Source organism: Amycolatopsis sp. NPDC051071 (assembly GCF_040682875.1).
GTDB lineage: Bacteria > Actinomycetota > Actinomycetes > Mycobacteriales > Pseudonocardiaceae > Amycolatopsis.
Genome location: NZ_JBFBBY010000165.1, coordinates 1 through 15,685, shown reverse-complemented (window position 1 = coordinate 15,685; position 15,685 = coordinate 1). Strand labels below are relative to the sequence as shown.

Annotated in this window: 11 protein-coding genes; 5 read left to right on the top strand and 6 right to left on the bottom strand. The window is 68.2% G+C overall.

What is annotated here, in order from left to right; all coding sequences use genetic code 11:
• Positions 1-28: 28 nt before the first annotated feature.
• Positions 29-1,597 (bottom strand): alkaline phosphatase D family protein, encoded by a 1,569-nt coding sequence (locus tag AB0M65_RS34115; RefSeq protein ID WP_364037206.1) that lies wholly within the window; start codon positions 1,595-1,597, stop codon positions 29-31.
• A gap of 43 nt (positions 1,598-1,640) precedes the next feature.
• Positions 1,641-2,297 carry a hypothetical protein gene (locus AB0M65_RS34110; protein WP_364037203.1) on the bottom strand — a complete coding sequence of 219 codons (657 nt, stop codon included), beginning with the start codon at positions 2,295-2,297 and terminating at the stop codon, positions 1,641-1,643.
• Between the two features lie 144 nt (positions 2,298-2,441).
• Between AB0M65_RS34110 and AB0M65_RS34105 the strand changes: the two genes are divergently transcribed.
• The 3 genes from AB0M65_RS34105 to AB0M65_RS34095 all read left to right on the top strand — a co-directional run bounded on the left by AB0M65_RS34105 (position 2,442) and on the right by AB0M65_RS34095 (position 8,935).
• Positions 2,442-5,381, top strand: coding sequence for a BTAD domain-containing putative transcriptional regulator (locus AB0M65_RS34105; RefSeq protein WP_364037200.1), 2,940 nt, complete (start codon positions 2,442-2,444; stop codon positions 5,379-5,381).
• Between the two features lie 91 nt (positions 5,382-5,472).
• The gene (locus AB0M65_RS34100) at positions 5,473-6,696 is read left to right on the top strand and encodes a hypothetical protein (RefSeq protein ID WP_364037198.1); all 1,224 of its coding nucleotides are present in this window, start codon (positions 5,473-5,475) and stop codon (positions 6,694-6,696) included.
• A gap of 634 nt (positions 6,697-7,330) precedes the next feature.
• Complete coding sequence (locus AB0M65_RS34095) at positions 7,331-8,935, top strand: BBE domain-containing protein (RefSeq protein ID WP_364037195.1); 1,605 nt, start codon at positions 7,331-7,333, stop codon at positions 8,933-8,935.
• A gap of 60 nt (positions 8,936-8,995) precedes the next feature.
• On the opposite strand, the gene AB0M65_RS34090 is transcribed toward AB0M65_RS34095, so the two are convergent.
• Positions 8,996-9,454 carry a DUF4396 domain-containing protein gene (locus tag AB0M65_RS34090; protein WP_364037192.1) on the bottom strand — a complete coding sequence of 153 codons (459 nt, stop codon included), beginning with the start codon at positions 9,452-9,454 and terminating at the stop codon, positions 8,996-8,998.
• A 239-nt stretch (positions 9,455-9,693) separates the two neighbouring features.
• Between AB0M65_RS34090 and AB0M65_RS34085 the strand changes: the two genes are divergently transcribed.
• Positions 9,694-10,710: an autoinducer 2 ABC transporter substrate-binding protein gene (locus AB0M65_RS34085; RefSeq protein WP_364037189.1), complete on the top strand. Its 1,017-nt coding sequence runs from the start codon at positions 9,694-9,696 to the stop codon at positions 10,708-10,710.
• Position 10,711: 1 nt separating this feature from the next.
• On the opposite strand, the gene AB0M65_RS34080 is transcribed toward AB0M65_RS34085, so the two are convergent.
• Together AB0M65_RS34080 and AB0M65_RS34075 are read right to left on the bottom strand one after the other, a co-directional pair.
• Complete coding sequence (locus AB0M65_RS34080) at positions 10,712-11,917, bottom strand: serine protease (RefSeq protein WP_364037186.1); 1,206 nt, start codon at positions 11,915-11,917, stop codon at positions 10,712-10,714.
• Between the two features lie 4 nt (positions 11,918-11,921).
• Positions 11,922-12,686, bottom strand: coding sequence for a hypothetical protein (locus AB0M65_RS34075; protein WP_364037183.1), 765 nt, complete (start codon positions 12,684-12,686; stop codon positions 11,922-11,924).
• 526 nt (positions 12,687-13,212) lie between these two features.
• Here AB0M65_RS34075 and AB0M65_RS34070 point away from each other — a divergent pair.
• A complete protein-coding gene (locus AB0M65_RS34070) occupies positions 13,213-14,238 on the top strand; it encodes a family 2 encapsulin nanocompartment cargo protein polyprenyl transferase (protein WP_364037180.1) in 1,026 nt (341 codons plus the stop codon).
• An 81-nt stretch (positions 14,239-14,319) separates the two neighbouring features.
• Here the strand turns inward: AB0M65_RS34070 and AB0M65_RS34065 are convergent, their stop codons facing one another.
• Positions 14,320-15,444, bottom strand: a complete 1,125-nt coding sequence (locus AB0M65_RS34065) for a CapA family protein (RefSeq protein ID WP_364037177.1) — start codon at positions 15,442-15,444, stop codon at positions 14,320-14,322.
• Positions 15,445-15,685: the final 241 nt, after the last annotated feature.

Here is a 15,685-nt window from a genome sequence, read left to right as displayed (position 1 = left end):
TTTGGGTTGTTAGAACGACCCAAATCACTCACGACTTCTGCAGCCCCGGCTTTCCCGCTTCCACGACATAGCCGCGGTCCGCGGCCAGGGTCACCTTCGAGAAGTCCTGCTCGGTGGTGTCCGAGACGGTCATGAAATCCGCACGCATCTGCGTCTGCGACGCCGTCACCCGCACGTAGCCGCGCTTTCCCCGGCAGTACTTGATGTGCGGGTTGTTCGAGAGCCAGGCCGACGACGGGTCGGTCGCGGTGTCGCTGTTGCTCGTCACCGAAGTCGTCACGAGTTCCGAGCCGAAGACCGGGTCGCTGTGGTTGAAGTAGTCGCGCCTCAGGTCGGCCGCCCAGTGCCGGTGGACGTCGCCGGTCAGCACGATCGGGTTCGGCACCTTGCGGTCCACGATGCCCTTCGCGATCCTGTCGCGCGAAGCCTCGTAACCTTGCCAGGAGTCGGGGCTTTCACAGGTCGCCTTGTTGCCGTCGCCGTCCCGGGTGGCGAAGAAGACCTGCTGCCCCAGGAAGTCCCACTTCGCCGGATGTGTCTCCAGTGCCTTCAGCAGCCACGCTTCCTGCGCGGTGCCGAGGATGCTGCGTGACGTCGCCCGCATGTCGGTGCACGCCGGTCCCGCCGAACCGGCGGGGTCCGGCACCTGCGCGTTGCGGTACTGCCGCGTGTCGAGCAGGTGGAACCGGGCGAGGTCGCCCCAGCCGAACTGGCGGTACAGCCGGATCGTCGCCCCGCTGGGCTTGGCCGTGGAGCGGATCGGCATGTTCTCGTAGAACGCCTGGAAGCCGGCGGCCTTGCGGGCCGTCGTCGCCGGGCTGGTGGTGGAGTTCCAGTTGTTCATCACCTCGTGGTCGTCGAAGACCACGAGCCACGGCGCCATCGCGTGCGCGTTCTGGAGGTCGGCGTCGGTCTTGTGCTGCGCGTGCCGGGCGCGGTACTGCGCCAGCGTCGTCACGTCCTCGGTGAAGGCCAGTTTGCGCGGGTTGCGTTCGGCGGCGACGCGGCCGGACTTCCGCTCGTACATGTAATCGCCGAGGAAGAGCACCAGATCCGGGTCGTCGGCGAGCATTCCCTTGTACGAGTGGTACCAGCCCTCCTCCCAGTGCTGGCACGAGGAGAAGCAGTATTTCAGCTGATCGACGGCGGCACCGGCGGCGGGCGCCGTCCGGGTGCGGCCGACCGGAGAGAGGTAGCCACCGGCCTTGAACCGGTAGAAGTACTCACGGCCCGGCTGCAGGCCTGCCGGTTCGAGGTGCACGCTGTGCCCGGAAGCGCGGACCGCGTCCACCGTGCCCTTCTGGACGACCGACGAGAACGCCTGGTCGTTCGCGATCTCCCAGTCCACTGTGTACGAAGCGTCCGGCATGCCGCCGAAACCGTCGGGGTTGAGCGGGGCGGGTGCGAGCCGCGTCCAGAGTACGACGCTGTCCGGCAGCGGGTCGCCCGAGGCGACGCCGAGCTGGAACGGGTCACGGATGGCGGGGGCGGCCGCCATCGTTCTCGCGTTCGCCCACGACGGCAGCGTCGACGACAACGCCGCCGCGGACACCGCCGCTCCACCGAGGAGTACCGCCCGCCGGTTCACCTGACCCATGAGAATTCAACCTTTCGAAGTGGGGAAAGAACGGGGAGGGATTTCACGCGGCGTAATCGGTGATGCCGCCACTGCAGGCTTCGAGGGCGGGATTCGCGGAAGCGTTGGCGACGCAGACCTTGTAGTAGACCCACGACCCCTTCGCGACCGGTACGGCCTTGTCGACGTGTGTGCCGTTGCCGCCGGACGCCCAGACGTAGAACGGGCCCGCGCCGCCCTTCAGCCAGTAGGCGACCACGGCGGACTTGCCGTCGGCGTCCTTGTCGTAGACCAGGAAATGAGCATCAGATGAACGGAACTGTCCTTCGCCGGCGCACACACCGGTGGAACATTCGGCGCTGCCGGAGCCGACGCCGCAGTCGGACGCGATCCGCTGATCCGAGCCCGTGTAGACATATCCGTCCGAAATGTAACCGCCGAGTGCGGGAACGTAGTCCCATAACGTCGTCTTGCCATAGGGACCGGTGACCTCGGTCCCGATCGTCTGGCAGTCGATGGTCACCGTCGCCCCGTTCGCCACCGTGCGCACCGCCGTCGAGCCGGTACTCGGGGCACGGCGCACATTCAGCGGGTCACCCGCGGTCTTCACGGTCCCGGTCCCCGCGGCCAGCGCGGGAGTCGCACCGGCGAGACCAAGGGCACCCGCGGTCGCCAGCACGAGGAAGAAACCGGCGATTCGCCGGATACTTGAACGTTTCATGGCTTCCAGCGTCATCCGGCGTCGTACACATCCCGTACAAACCGGAACCACCGTCTGCACATGCATGCGAATGGATCTAGCCAACGACGGCCGGGCGGCAATACGATCGGCCGATATGGGGCTCCTGCCGTATTGGCGGTTTAGGTGACTATTCTCGGGTTTCGCGTTCTCGGTCCGCTCGAAGTGGCGGTGGACGGACAGGTGGTGCCGCTCGGCGGCCCCAAACCTCGCCTGCTCCTCGCTGCCCTCTTGCTCCAGCCCAACGTCGTCGTCTCCACCGAGCTGCTGATCGAGGTCCTGTGGCCCTCGTCGGCCCCCCGCTCGGCGGCGGCGAATATCCGCACCTACGTCCATTCACTCCGCAAACGCCTTGCCGACAGCGATCCCGCGCTAGGGGAACGGATCGGCAGCCGGGCGTCCGGCTACATCCTCAAGGCGAGCCCGGCGGAGATCGATCACATCATGTTCGGCGAGCTGGCCGCCCGCGCGCAGGCCGCGCTCGGCCGCGGCGAGGCCGAAGCCGCACTCGACCTGCTGGATCAAGCCGAAGCGCTGTGGCGCGGAGAAGTCCTCGAAGGGCTCCCCCACGACCACGGCTGGGGCGCGGCCGTCGCCCGGCTGACGGAATTGCGGCTCGCGGTCTCGGAACACCGGCTGCGGGCCAGGATCGAACTGGGCCGCCCCTGCGAAGCCGTCGCCGAGCTGCGTGGCCTGGTCACCGAACATCCGCTGCGTGAGGAACTCTGGCAGCAGCTGATCGTCGCGTTGCGGGCCGACGGCCGCACCGCCGACGCGATCGAGGTCTACGAAACGGCCGAAAAGGTACTGGCCGACGAACTCGGCACGGAACCGGGTTCGCGGTTGAAGGAGCTACGGGCCTCGCTGATCGTCACGCCGTCAGGCTCCCCGGAAACCGTCACACGGCCGACCGCGCCGGTCTGCCAGCTGCCGCTGGACCTGCCGGACTTCACCGGCCGCGACGTCGTGGTCGGCGAGCTCGTCGAGCTCTTCCGCAAACGTCGTGAGCAGGGGAAACCCGCGATCGCGGTGCTGTCGGGGGCGCCGGGGGTCGGCAAATCCTCGGTCGCCGTCCGGGTCGCGCACGCGGTGCGGGAGGACTTCCCCGACGGCCAGTTGCACGTGGACCTCGCCGGGACGTCGTCCTCGCCCCGGCCCCCGATGACCGTGCTCGCCGAGTTGCTCCGCGCACTGGGCGTCCCCGACGCGGGCCTGCCGCGTGATCTCGCCGAACGCGCGGCGCTGCTGCGATCCCGGCTGACGGGGGCGCGGATGTGCGTCGTCCTCGACGACGCGGGCAGCGCGGCACAGGTCCGGCCGCTCCTGCCGGGCGCGGGCTCCTGCGCGGTGCTGGTCACCAGCCGGGTACGGCTGCCGGATCTGGCCGGGGCCACGCCGGTCGACGTCGACCTCCTGCCCGAAGCCGAGGCCGCGGCACTTCTCGAAGGCATCGTCGGCGCGGAACGGGTCGCCGCCGAACCGGAGTGCGCGACCGCGATCCTGCGTCACTGCGGGTATCTCCCGCTGGCGATCCGGGTCGCCGGGGCGAAGCTGACCCATCGGCCGGGCTGGACGCTGCGCGTGCTCGCGGACCGGCTGCGGGACGAGAGACGAAGACTGGACGAACTCCGCGTCGGGGATCTGGCCGTCCGGGCCAGCGTCACCCTCAGCTACGACCTCCTGCCGATGTCCGCGGCGACCGCGTTCCGCGGCCTCGGCGGGCTCGGCTCCGTCCAGTTCCCCGCCTGGGTGGTCGCGGCGCTGCTCGGCCGCCCTCACGCCGATGACGTCCTGGACGTACTGGTGGACGCCCATCTGGTCGAACTCCTCGGTTCCGACGGCACCGGTGAACCCCGCTACGGGCTGCACGACCTGCTGCGGTGCTACGCCGTCGAACTCCGCGCCCAGGACGTCCCGGGGAAGGCACGCGATGCCACGAAACGGGTACTGGAGGGGTATCTCGCGCTCGCGCTCGAAGCCGCAGGCAGGCTGCCGATCCATTTCTACGGGCTCTACCGGGACGACACGGCCGTGCAGCCGGGTCTCCCACCGGGGACCGGGCAGCTGGTGGAGGATCCGGCCGCGTGGTTCGCCGCCGAACGGCACACCTGCGTCGCCGCCGTCTCGCTGGCCGCCGAACTCGGCTTCGACGCGCTGGCCTGGCGCCTCGCCGCCGCGCTCGCGCCGTACTTCGACCAGCGCGGGCACCAGGACGACTGGCTGCATACGCATGCCGTGGCGCTGGCCGCCGCCCGCCGGTCCGGCGAGATCCGAGGGGAGGCGATCATCCAGCGCAACCTCGGGCAGATCCAGCTGTACCAGGACAGCTACGCCGAAGCGCTGGTCTCGTTCGAGCAGTCGCAACTGCTGTTCGACAAGATCGGCGACCCGCGGGGCGCGGCGATCGCCTTGGCCGGGCTCGGCACCGTGCTGCGGATCAAAGGTGACGTCGCCGTCGCGCTGGAGCACTGTCACGCGGCACTGGACCAGTTCTCCGCAGCCGGTGATCCGCACGGCGAGGCCGTCGCGCGGATCGCGATCGGCGCGGTGTGGCTGGCACGGCACCGGTTCGCCGAAGCGGAACGCTGGTTCACCGAGGCACTCGAACAGTCCGCCGCGATCGGTGACCGGCACCGGGAGGCACACGCGCTGAAGCGGCTCGCGATGCTGCGGCAGCATCAGGGCAACCTCGCCGTCGCGCGGGAGCGGGTCGACCGGGCGATCGCGATCTTCAACGAACTCGGCGACGACCATTGCGTCGGCTACGCGAACCAGAATCTCGGCGAGCTCTATCTGCACAGCGGGGATCTGGCACACGCGCAACTGCTGCTGGTCAACTCGCTGAGCGTGCACCGGCGCAACGGCGACCGGCGGTCCGAGGCGGAGGTGTCGCAGTTGCTCGGGGAACTGCACGAGGCACTGAGCCAGCCGGAGCGGTCGCGGACGTACTCGGAACGCGCGCTGGCGTTGTGGCGGGAACTCTCGGCGCGGCCACAGGAATCCGCGCTCGCTTCACGCTTGCAGGAATCGGCCGAAGCGTCCTACGGGAAGCCAGCTTCCGCCTAAGTCCCAGAAGTCCGTGCGTTTGTATCGATCGTGTACAAGGTCCGGCGAAGCTCCCTTCGTAGCAACCGAGAGTGCTCGAAGGGAGACCGGAATGGTCCGGACCGTGAAGGCCCGCCGAGTAATGGCGGCCGTGCTGGCCATGGGGGCGGTCACCGCGCTGGCCGCCGGCCCCGCGAACGCGGCGCCAGAAGGAAGCTGGCGCGCCGACCTGTCCACTGTGGACGACGATGACGTCAACGTCCGTAGCGACGGCGGCGTGCTCAGTCTCGAAAACGCCGCCTGGCACAGAAAACCGGACTCCATCGGCAGCCAGGGTTACCTGCTGCTGGCCGAACAGAACCTCGGGAAGCCGGTGAACCGCGTCAGCGCCAAGGTGGCCGCCGACGCACCGAAGGGCACCGCCGTCGAGGTCGACGTCCGGGGGAAGCTCAACGCCAACGACTGGACGGAGTGGACACCCATCGAGGACGGCGCCGCCCAGCTGTCCACTTCGGTCACCACGGTGCAGGTCCGCATCGGACTGCGCACCACGGACGACGGCGTGACCGCGAAGGTCCGCGACGTCACGCTCAAGGGCGAACTCGGCCCGCAGGCGAACGCGATCGGCGCGGCCGCCGCCTCATTGACCTACAAGGTCTTCGGCACCCGTGAAGGTCTCACCGGCGGCACCACCGCCAACGGGCACGTGATCAAGTCCCGCGATCACTTCGTCGCACTGCCCTCGGGCCGCGGCCTGGCGGCCAAGAACACCGGTAACTACACCGTCCGCGTCTGCCGGACCGACAACAGCCGCTGCGAGTACGCGCCGGTGTGGGACGTCGGCCCGTGGAACACCAAGGACGACTACTGGAACCCGTCGGCCACCCGCCAGATGTGGAAGAACCTGCCGCAGGGCAAGCCCGAAGCGCAGGCCGCGTACCAGGACGGCTACAACGGCGGCAAGGACGAGTTCGGCCGCAAACCCGCCAACCCGGCGGGGATCGACCTCGCGGACGGCACCTTCTGGGACGGCCTGAAGATGTCCGACAACGGCTGGGTCAACGTCTCCTACCTGTGGACCGGCTCCGGCCCGACCGGCGTGGTCAGCACCGCCGGCGACCCGATGAACGTGCGGTCTTCGGCGAGCACCACGGCGTCGGCCAAGGGTCTCGCGGCGAACTACGCGAAGGTCAACATCGAATGCTACGTCGAGGGCGAGACCGTCACCGGCACGTTCGGCACCAGCAATATCTGGGACCGGATCGGCCCCGGGCATTACGTCTCCGACACCTACCTGAAAACCGGATCGGATCTGCCTGTCGCACCGAAGTGCTAGGGCGTGTCTGACACGGACAGCGGGGTCGTGAGTGATTTGGGTCGTTAGGGCCAAGAGTGTCTTGAGTTCCTACTGGATTTGGCTGCGCGGGGCTGATCGTGCGTGGGTCAGGTCGGTGAAGATCTCCTTGCCTAGGTACGTGAAGGCCCCCTTGCTGTACCTAGGCGCAAGGAAGGGGGCCTTCGTGTACTTGAGGCGAGCAACGGGCGCCGGTACCGAGTGGGCAGGATCTCGTGAGTGTTGTGGGTCGTTAGAGCGAGCCCGCTCGTGAGGACTTACGTGTGTTGCTCGCGTGAAGTACAGGAAGGCCCCCTTCCTTGCGCCTAGCGCAGGGAAGGGGGCCTTCCTGTACTGGGGGAAGGTGTGAAGGTCGAGTTTGCTCGGCTGAGCCGAGGGAAGGGGTCCTTCACGCGCCTTGAGGGACTCTGGGGTCCCTCAAAGAGTCCGCCAAGGACCGGCCGCTACCCAGCTCACCCGCCGTAGGTACCTAAAACACCCTTCGTCAGAACGACCCAAATCACTCACGACCTTTCGAGTGTGTAGCGCCCGCCCCGCGTCGTGTGTAGCCTAAATCTGTGAAACAGATCATCTGTTCACGCGATGATCTGGCTGTCCGACTGGGGAGGACGAACAGATGTCAGGGTTGAATCGACGGACGATGCTGCGCGGCGCCGGGTTGACCGTCGCCGGTTTGGCCACCGCACAGGGAATCGGCGCTCCCTCGGCGGTGACGGCCGAAGCCGGGGGTGAGTGCGTTCCCCCGCTGGGGCCGGTGGTGGTCGGCCCGGAAGACCTGCGGTACCAGGATCTGGTCCGGCGTGGCCACAAACGCTATGTGGCGAAACCGGACTACGTCTGCGTCGTGGGCTCGGCCGAACAGGTCGAGCAGGCGCTCCGGGACGCGGTGCGGGCCGGAAAGAAGGTGGCGGTGCGCAGCGGCGGGCACTGCCTGTCGGATTTCGTGGACAATCCCGCGGTCCGCGCGATCATCGATCTGTCCGGTATGCGCCAGGTGTATTTCGACCGCCAGCGCGGCGCCTTCGCGATCGAGGGCGGGGCACTGCTCGGCGATGACGTCTACCGGCGGCTGTTCCTCGGCTGGGGCGTGACCATCCCGGCAGGCTGGTGCCCCCGGGTCGGCGTCGGCGGGCATATCTGCGGTGGCGGTTACGGCGTGTTGTCCCGCATCCACGGGCTCACGGTCGATTACGTCGAGGCCGTCGAAGTGGTGGTGGTCGGCAAGTCGGGCGAGGTCCGCACCGTCGTGGCGACCCGCGACGAGGCCGATCCCCACCACGACCTGTGGTGGGCGCACACCGGCGGCGCGGGTGGCAATTTCGGCATTGTCACCAAATACTGGCTGAAGACCCCGGGTGCCACGGGCACGGATCCCACCCGGCTGCTGCCGAGGGCGCCGGAGTCCACATTGGACTTCAGCTGCGAGTGGCCGTCGGAGGGGATGGACGAGAAGACCTTCGCCCGGCTGATGGACAACCACAGCCGGTGGATCGAGGCGAACAGCGCCCCGGGCGCGCCGGGCACCCAGCTGTACTGCGAGCTGATCCTGCACACCCGCGACGCCGGACGGCATCTCACCCTCGGCCAGGCTTTCGGCCCGAATGCCGAACACCTCCTCGACGACTACCTCGCCAAGCTCAGTGAAGGCGTCGGCACGCCGAAGAACCTGGTCAGAGCACGCAAGCCGTATCTGGCGACGGCTTTGGCGGGGTCGCCGGACTCGAAGCCGTTCCGGCTCCGGGCCAAATCCGGCTATCTGCGGGCGGGCTTCACCGCGAACCAGATCCGGGCCATCTATCGCCAGCTCGCCGCTCCGCATGACGGAAGCCTGCTCAACGGGTCGGTCGGCCTGGCGAGCTACGGCGGCCGGATCAACGCCGTGGACCCGGCGGCCACCGCCTTCGCCACCAGGGACGCGGTGATCAAGCTGACCTACGTCTCGGCATGGGACGACCCCGCGAAGGACGCGATTCACGACGCGTGGATCCGGGAGTTCTACCGGAACGTGTACGCCGAGACCGGCGGGGTTCCCGACCCGAGGGACGGCGCCTACATCAACTACCCGGACAACGATCTGGCGGACCCGGCCATCAACACCTCCGGGATCCCGTGGTCCACCTTGTACTACAAGGGAAACTACCCGCGGCTGCAGAAGATCAAGGCACGCTGGGATCCCCGCGACGTGTTCAACCACGCGCTGGCGATCCGGCCGCCCGCGTAGAGCCGAAGGGAGCTTTCCCCGCATCACCCGCGGCGAACGCTCCCTTCGCCTCCCCGGGACTCAGTGCGCGTGGTGCGCGTGGACCTTCGCGTGCCCGAGGCCGCGCCCGATCATCCCTTTGTTCACCGGCACCGTCAGCACGAACGCGATGGCGAGCGAGAACGCCAGCGCACCCCAGAACAGCAGGCTCCCGAGCCCGGCGTCCATGGCACCCGGCACCACCACCATGACCCCGTTGTCGACGAGCTCCATGACCGCGATCGACACGGTGTCGGCGGCCAGCGCCACCTTGAGCGCGGCGCCGAACGCGAGACCCGACTTGAGCACGCCACGCATCGTCAGCGCGTAACCGAAGACGAACGCCAGCGCGATGGAAAGGACGATCGTCGCCGCGTTGTGCAGGCCGAACGCCGTGCCGATCACCATGCCGAGTACCTCACCGATCGCACAGCCGGTGAGGCAGTGCAGGGTCGCCGACGCCGCCATCGACCAGCTCGCTCCATGCCTTGTCTCGTTCATGCGGGCCAATATACCCCCCACCCGTATCTTTGGCCGAGTGATCCGCGCCTCTTCGGTAGCAGACCGTTACGCCGATAGGCCGAACCGGTAATCGGGCCAGGTCGATGAACTCACTTCCGTAACCCTTTGCGCTCATCCGGTTGACCGGGGTAACCAAAGACCTTAGTTTCGCCGGAGGTCTCCACCGCGCGCAGACCCGATCGGCTTGATTCAGGTAGTTCCGTGACTATGGGGTGGAGATGCGAGGGCCGACGAAGACGCTCGTTGTGGCCGCCGCGCTCGTTTTGGGCGCGGCCGCCGGGCTGACCGGCTGCGACGGCAAGGAAGCGGCGGGAGTGCCTGCCAAGCCGATCCGGATCGCGTTCGTGCCGAAGGTCGCCGGCATCCCGTACTTCGAAGCGATGAACACCGGCGGGAACGCCGCGGCCAAGCAGCTCGGTGTCGAATGGACCTCGACCGGACCGGCCACGGTGGACCCCGCGGCGCAGGCTTCGATCGTGCGTGGCCTCGTTGACCAGCGGGTCGACGTGATCGCGATCGCCCCGAACGACCCCAAGGCGATGGCGCCGGTGATCAGCGAGGCAAGGACCAAGGGCGTCCGCGTGATCACTTCGGACACCGACGCGCCGGGCAGCGATCGCGAGCTCTTCGTCAACCAGGCGACCCCCGACGGCATCGGCAGGGCACTCACCGACGCGCTGATGAAGAAGATGGGTGGCGCGGGCAAGTACGCGATCGTCTCCTGTGGCGAGACCGCCGAGAACCTCAACGCGTGGATCGCCGTCCAGCGCTCCTATACCTCCATCCGGTATCCCCGGGCCCAGCTGGTCGAGACGGTCTACGCGGGCGAAGACAAGGGCAACGCCACCGCGCTGGCCAAGGGCCTGATGACCAAGTACCCGGACCTCACCGGCCTGGTCGGCGAGTGCACGACGTCCGCACCCGGGGTCGCCGAGGCGGTCCGCTCGCAGCAGAAGATCGGGAACGTGTTCACCGTCGGCGTCGGGACACCGCAGGTCATCAAGCCGTATCTGCTCGACGGCTCCGCGTCCCTTTCGGTGCTGTGGAACGTCGAGTCGCTCGGCTACCTCACCGCGTGGGCGGGTAAGCAGGTCGCCGAGGGTAAACAACTCGGCCCGACGAACAAGGTCAACCTCGAACTCCCGGCGATCAAGTACGACGAGGCCACGAAGACCGTGCTGCTGGGTGACCCGCTGCTGATCACCCGCGAGAACGTGGACCAGTTCAAGTACTGACTCACCGGGCTCGCCGGACGGCACCCGCCGCGGCCCCGCCGCCGAGGATCAGGATCAACGCGGTCAGTCCCCACCGGCGTTTCTCCTTCGTCCGCTTGTGCGGATCGATTTCCGCCGCCGACTCACGGACCTGGGTCGGCGCCACCTTGCGCGTCGGCTTCGGGACCGTGGGAGTGGGCGTCACCCGAGGCGGGACCACCGCGGGCGCCGAGGTCGGACTCGGCGACGGCGTAGGCGTCGGGGTCGGGGTCGGGGTCGGGCTGGGCGTCGGACTCGGGGACGTCGGAGTGGGCGTAGGCGTCGGACTCGGTGTGGGAGTACGCGAAGGAGTCGGTGTCGGAGTGGGTGTCGGCTTGGGTGGTTCCGGTTTCGGCGGTTCGGGGGCCTTGGGCGCGGTGAGGCAGCCCGCGGCGTCCGAACCCGCCAGCGGCGGGCCCGAGCGCACCTCGGTCACCCGGCCGGCGCGGTCGAGCCGGTAGAGCACGCTGCGCCCGCCGATCCGGTTCGCGGTGGCGTACAGGGAGCCGTCCCGGGCGAGTACCACCGAACCGTAGACGTCGGCGGGCGGGAATCGCGAATCGTCGCCCTCGAAGACCTTTCCGGTCGCCGGGTCGATGGTGACCACGACGCCTTTTCCGCGCCAGGTCGTGGCAACGCCGTAGAGCAGTCCGTTGTGGTAGGCGAAGTCGTTGACGTCGTGGGCGCGGGTGATCGGCCGCAGGAACACCGTCCGGATCACCCTCAGGTACCGCTCCCCCGGCGTCAAGTCCACTGTGTACAGAGTGCCGTTCCTGAGCAGGTACCAGGAATTCCCGCCGATCGCGCCGGCGGTCACCCCGGCGACCGGGCTCCACACCGGAAGCCGGTTCCCCGCCCGCGTGATCGGCCCGAGGTCCTCCGTCCGCCCGTCGCGGGCGATCGTCACGGCGTGCGCACCCTTGCCGATCCCTTCGGCGACGCCGTAGACCAGATCCCGCGTCGCGGAGTAGCCCAGCGCGTTGAGCCGGTACCCGGACTCGGTCACCCGCGAGGTGGTGCCCGAACCCACGTCGATCCAGCGCAGCTTCGACTTCCCGTACGACCCGGTTTCGGCCTGCACCACCAGGCAGGTCTCGGCGGCGAGCGCGGCCATCGGGGCCAGCAGCGCCGACGCGCCGACCAGCCCGGCGACGGCCACCGTCGCCGCTGCCCGCGTCACGGTCTCCACGGGATCAGGCGATCCTTGCCCGCGCGGCGGTGAACGCGTCGGGCGGGATCCGCACGCCGCCGCCGAACGGGTTCTGCAGCTGGTAGATCGCGAACAACAACAGGGTGATCGTGCCGGCCAGGGTGGAGACGATGACCAGATGCGCGGCCAGCCGGGTGCCGCCGAACAGGTTGGGCAGCAGCACCGAAATGAGGCTGCCGAGAATGAGCGCGAACCAGACGACGCCGCCGACCTTGCCGCCCTCGACGGCGCTGAGCCGATCCTGCCTCGCCTCGTAGACCTGCCAGAGCTGGGTGGTCGCCTCGGTCTTGCGTTCACGGACCCAGTCGTCGTCCGTGGCGGCCTTGTCCACCGCCTTGCGCAGCTGGTCGAGCTGGGTCCAGCCGGTGTCGGGGACGGTCTCGCCACCCTCGGCCATCAGCGGCCACTCCTGCTGCTCGACGGTGATCATGTACTCGGCGCTCAGCTTCCGGACCTCGTCCTTGACCTCCGGACCGAGGGAATCCGCGGCCCAGACGGCGGCGACCAGGCTGTCCGCCTCGCGATAGGCCCCTTCCCGCGCCGCGCTCGTGGAGTCGAACAGGGAGATGAGGATGAACGCGACCAGTACGGCGTGCAGCCCGCCGACGATGGTGAACACTTGGCCGGCGGCGTCGTTGTTGTCGGGCCGCCCTTCGTCCCAGCCGAACCTGCGGACGAGGTAGCCAACAAACCCCGCGACGACGGCCGCGCCGACGACCCAGGCGATGCCGGTCAGGTAAATGCCCATTCGACTCCTTACCCCGTGAAGACTGCTGAAACTAGTTCACCGTTCGGTGCCGCGAACACCCCCGTTGAATCAATTCATGCTAGCGGCGGAAAAAAGAAAGTCGATCATCACCGGCTCGGCCCAATTTCTCATACCGCGAAACGATTTCCGACACGGGCAGGAAAGGGCCGTCACCACACCGGGAACACGGCTTCACGACCGAGTGAGGAGCAGCCACGGGACGTCACTGACGTGGCCGTATACCGACATGCCTCGCAAGTTGTCGCCTGAACGGCCGTAGCGGGAACGTCCGTCGGGCCAATCCGGCAAACAGGTGAATGCGGAGGGCGACCCGTTCGAGTGTTTGTACCGGCATTCCCGCTTGCTATGTTCAGTTTCACGCCTGCCCATTCGAGTGGGTACCCGCGAATTGACGAAACAGCAGTTCACCAGGGCGGAAATACCGGCTCGATCCTCCTGACGCGGACCCGCGCTGGAAAATACCGGAAAACGCCGAACTCGGGCGTGAAGGCTGAGAGGGAGTCCGTTGACCACCATCGACACCGGCACCGGTGCCCGGCCCGCCGGCGAAGTACTGACGTGGAGCCGGAATCTGCTCGACCCGGCGCTGCGGGACGCCGTCGGGAAACTGCCGGAGTCGATGCGGTTGATCGCCGGCTACCACTTCGGCTGGTGGGACGAGCACGGCCGGGCGTCCACTTCGGACGGTGGCAAGGCGTTGCGGCCCGCACTCGCCCTGCTGGCCGCCGAGGCCGTCGGCGGTGACGCCGAAGTCGCCGTCCCGGTGGGGGTCGCGGTGGAGATGGTGCACAACTTCTCACTGCTGCACGACGACGTGATGGACCGCGACACCACGCGGCGGCATCGTCCGACGGCCTGGACCGTCTTCGGCACCGGCGCCGCGATCCTCGCCGGGGACGCCCTGCTGTCACAGGCGTTCGAGGTGCTTTCGCCGTTCGGGCAGACCGCGTTGCGGGTGCTCAGCACCGCCGTGATCGACCTGCTCGAAGGGCAGAGCGCGGATCTGAAATTCGAAGAACGCGGGGACGTCGGCACCACCGAATGCGTACGGATGGCCGAAGGCAAGACCGGCGCGTTACTCGGGGCGTCGTGCACGCTCGGGGCGATCGCCGGGGAGGCGAGAGAGGATCAAATCGACCGGCTGACCGAGTACGGGAGGGCACTCGGGCTGGCGTTCCAGCATATCGACGATCTACTCGGGATCTGGGGTGATCCGGCAGTGACCGGGAAACCGGTCCACTCGGATCTCTCGAACCGGAAGAAGTCTCTGCCGGTGGTGGCCGCGCTCCACTCCGGGACCGACGCCGGACGAGAACTGGACGTCTTGTACCGCAAGGAAACCCTCGACGCCGCGGAGCTGCCCCACGCGGCGGCGCTGGTGGAACGGGCGGGCGGCCGGGCGTGGAGCCAGGAGCAGGCCGACGCGCTCCTGACCGGCGCATTGCACCACCTCGCCGTCGCGAATCCGGTGCCCCGCCCAGGCGCCGAGCTCGCGGCCCTCGCGAAACTGGTGGTGCGGCGACGGTATTGATGGCGGGCGCGGAGGGGGCATGGGTGGCCCGGGCCGGTGGAAGGGCCCGGCCCACTCATGTTCTGGTCGAGGCTTAAGGATTCAGCGGCCGGGGCGGGTCAGGCCCTGGTCACCGGCACCGCGGCTGAGGACCACCTCGTCGGTGGCCTTGATCGCGTCGGCGTGCCCGCTTTGCCCGGCGGTCAGGTCGAGCAGCCGGATCGGCGGGCCGAGATCGACCAGGGTCGGGACGTACTCGGCCTTGTCGACCTTCCAGCGTTCGCCGTCGCGCACGAACCGGAACCGCGCGGCGGCGCCCTGTTCGGTCGAGCCTTTCGGCTCCGAATGCCGGGCGACGCTGTTGCCTAGGCCGTACGCGACCCACTTGCCGTTGATTTGCTCGAAGGGCTGCACGACATGCGCGTGGTGGCCGATGATCAGGTCGATCGAGTCGTCGCCGAGTAGTTTCTTCGCCAGCGTGCGCTGATCCGCGTTCGGTTCGTGCTGGTACTCGGTGCCCCAGTGCAGGCTCGCGAGGACGATCTGCGCCCCGGCCTTGCGCGCCGCCTTGGCCGCGGCGATCACGTCTTCGGCCTCGATCTGGTTGACCAGCCAGGGTTTCCCGGCAGGCACCTTGATGCCGTTGAACCCGTAGGCGTAGGAGATCTGGGCGACCTTGACCCCGTTGACGTCGACGATCAGCGGCTTCTCCGCCTCTTCCGCCGAACGCGCCGAACCGGTGTGCTTGATCCCGGCCTCGTCGAGCGCGTCGAGTGTCCGAGTCGCCCCTTCCGCACCCTGGTCGATCGTGTGGTTGGACGCCGTCGAACAGTTGTCGTACCCGGTGTCCTTGAGCGCGTCGACGATCTCGGGCGGCGCGCTGAACGACGGGTACCCGCTGTACGGGCCACCCTTCGGCGCGAGCGGGGTCTCCAGATGGCAGATGCCGAGGTCCGCCCCCGAAATCAGCGGTTTGATCCCGGCGAGCAGCGGCCGGTAGTCGATCTTCCCCTTGCCGTCTTCCTTCGCCTGATCGGTCAGCGCCGGGTGGATCAGCACGTCACCGGTCGCGACCACGGTGAACGACCCGGCCGGTGCCTGGCTCGCCGACGCGGGCGGGGCATCGGAGGCGGCCGGGGGCTGCTGCTCGGGAGTCCCACTGCACGCGGCGAGCAGCACGGCGACGCCAACGAGAACAGAGGCTTGGCGGGCACGCGTGGTGAACATCGGTTCCCTCGATCGGGTGAACGGTCCCGGCCCATCCTGCCTTACACCGGACGGGCTCCTGGCCGCGGGCGACTACCTGGGCGCAAGGCAACAACTACCTGCGTTTAGTCCTCTAGTTGCGGTCCTTGCACGCGCAACTACCGCAACTAAGCGCCTGGCCAGAAGTCTTGTCCGTAATTCTTGGGTAGCCAGGGTGAGGTCCATGGTGCGGCGGTGGTGAGTGTCTGTTCGGTGGTGTGGT

Bases quoted from the DNA above. Each gene is read 5' to 3' on its own strand.
- AB0M65_RS34115 (WP_364037206.1), bottom strand. From the start codon at position 1,597: ATGGGTCAGGTGAACCGGCGGGCGGTACTCCTCGGTGGAGCGGCGGTG.
- AB0M65_RS34110 (WP_364037203.1), bottom strand. From the start codon at position 2,297: ATGAAACGTTCAAGTATCCGGCGAATCGCCGGTTTCTTCCTCGTGCTG.
- AB0M65_RS34100 (WP_364037198.1), top strand. From the start codon at position 5,473: ATGGTCCGGACCGTGAAGGCCCGCCGAGTAATGGCGGCCGTGCTGGCC.
- AB0M65_RS34095 (WP_364037195.1), top strand. From the start codon at position 7,331: ATGTCAGGGTTGAATCGACGGACGATGCTGCGCGGCGCCGGGTTGACC.
- AB0M65_RS34090 (WP_364037192.1), bottom strand. From the start codon at position 9,454: ATGAACGAGACAAGGCATGGAGCGAGCTGGTCGATGGCGGCGTCGGCG.
- AB0M65_RS34085 (WP_364037189.1), top strand. From the start codon at position 9,694: ATGCGAGGGCCGACGAAGACGCTCGTTGTGGCCGCCGCGCTCGTTTTG.
- AB0M65_RS34075 (WP_364037183.1), bottom strand. From the start codon at position 12,686: ATGGGCATTTACCTGACCGGCATCGCCTGGGTCGTCGGCGCGGCCGTC.
- AB0M65_RS34065 (WP_364037177.1), bottom strand. From the start codon at position 15,444: ATGTTCACCACGCGTGCCCGCCAAGCCTCTGTTCTCGTTGGCGTCGCC.